Below are 1,675 nucleotides of genomic sequence, written 5' to 3' on the forward strand. Positions count from 1 at the left end.
AGCCCTCCCCGCGCCGGAATACAGCGATGCCAGCCGATTTCGCGCCCCGGTCACTGCGGTGGAGGAGGTGCTGGCCGGCGCCTTCGCACAGGTTCTCGGTCTCGAACGGGTCGGGATCGACGAGTCGTTCTTCGACTTGGGCGGCGATTCACTGTCGGCCATGCGCCTCGTCACCGCCATCAACAAGTCATTGAAAGCCGGCCTGTCGTTACGCGCCTTGTTTGACGCGCCCACGGTGGCGCTCCTGGCGCCGCACCTCAATGACGACGGGGCCGAGCGCGAGCCTTTGGTGGCGGGCGACCGGCCCGCTGTCCTTCCGCTGTCGTTCGCCCAGAGCCGGCTCTGGTTCCTCGAGCAATGGCGGGACCGCGCCGCGACCTACAACATGCCCACCGCGTTTTGGATCAGCGGGCCGTTGAACGTGGAGGCCCTTGGGGCGGCCCTCGACGACGTCATCGGCCGCCACGAGTCTCTGCGCACGATATTCCCCGATGCCGACGGCGTCCCGTTCCAGCGGGTGTTGCCGGCCCGAAGCGGTATGTGGCAAGGCGGGGACGCGGCCGTGGCGTCGTTGCCCGAGCAGGACATACCCGCCGCGTTGACGGCCCTGGCCGGCCATCGCTTCGACCTATCGACTGACATCCCGATTCGCGTGCGGGTGTACTCGGTCGGCCCGGAGCGGCATGTGATCGGAATTGTTCTGCACCACATCGCCTTTGACGGGTTGTCGCTGGCTCCGATGGTGCGGGACATCAGCGTGGCCTACCGGGCGCGCGAGCGCGGCCAGCCACCCGACTGGCGTGAATTGCCGGTGCAGTATGCGGATTACACGTTGTGGCAGCGGGCGCAGTTCGGTGATCTCGATGACGGTAGTGGTCCGATCGGCAGGCAGTTGGCATTTTGGGAGGATGCGCTGGCGGGGATGCCGGAGCGGTTGGTATTGCCGACGGATCGGCCTTATCCGGTGGTGGCCGATCAGTGTGGGGCGACGGTGGCGGTGGAGTGGCCGGCGGGGTTGCAGCAGCGGGTGCGTGCGGTGGCCCGGGAGTGCAACGCGACGAGTTTCATGGTGGTTCAGGCGGCGTTGGCGGTGTTGCTGTCTCGGCTGAGCGCGAGTTCCGATGTAGTGCTGGGCTTTCCGACCGCCGGTCGAGATGATCCCGCGCTCGACGAATTGGTCGGCTTCTTCGTGAACACCCTGGTGCTGCGGCTGGATCTCACCGGGAACCCCACGGTCGCGGAGTTGCTGAACCAGACCCGTGAAAAGGGTCTCGCCGCCCTCGAGCATCGGGACGTGCCGTTCGAGGTGCTGGTTGAGCGGCTTAATCCGGTTCGGTCGTTGGCGCATCATCCGCTTGTGCAGGTGATGTTGGCGTGGCAGAACCTGGCGGGGGCCGGTGGCGGGGCGGGGTTGGCGTTGGGGGATTTGCAGGTGTCTCAGGTGCCGATCGCCACCGAGACCGCCCGGATGGACCTGACGTTCAATTTGGCCGAGCGGTTCAGCGATGGTGGGGAGCCGGCGGGGATTTGGGGTGCGGTGGAGTTCCGCACCGACGTGTTCGACGCCGACACCGTTGAGGCTTTGGTCACCCGGTTGGAGCGGGTGTTGGTGGCGATGACGGCTGATGCCCAGGCGCGGTTGTCCTCGATTGGTGTGCTTGATGCCGGTGAGCTG

The 1,675-nt window shown here is 66.5% G+C and carries 1 protein-coding gene; it reads left to right on the top strand.

The genetic code is table 11. The features are described from left to right. The coding region (locus A5691_RS04500; protein ID WP_231980992.1) for a condensation domain-containing protein at window positions 1–1,675 on the top strand (1,675 nt) is incomplete at both ends.

The sequence above is a fragment of the Mycobacterium sp. E183 genome (assembly GCF_001667735.1).
Lineage (GTDB): Bacteria > Actinomycetota > Actinomycetes > Mycobacteriales > Mycobacteriaceae > Mycobacterium.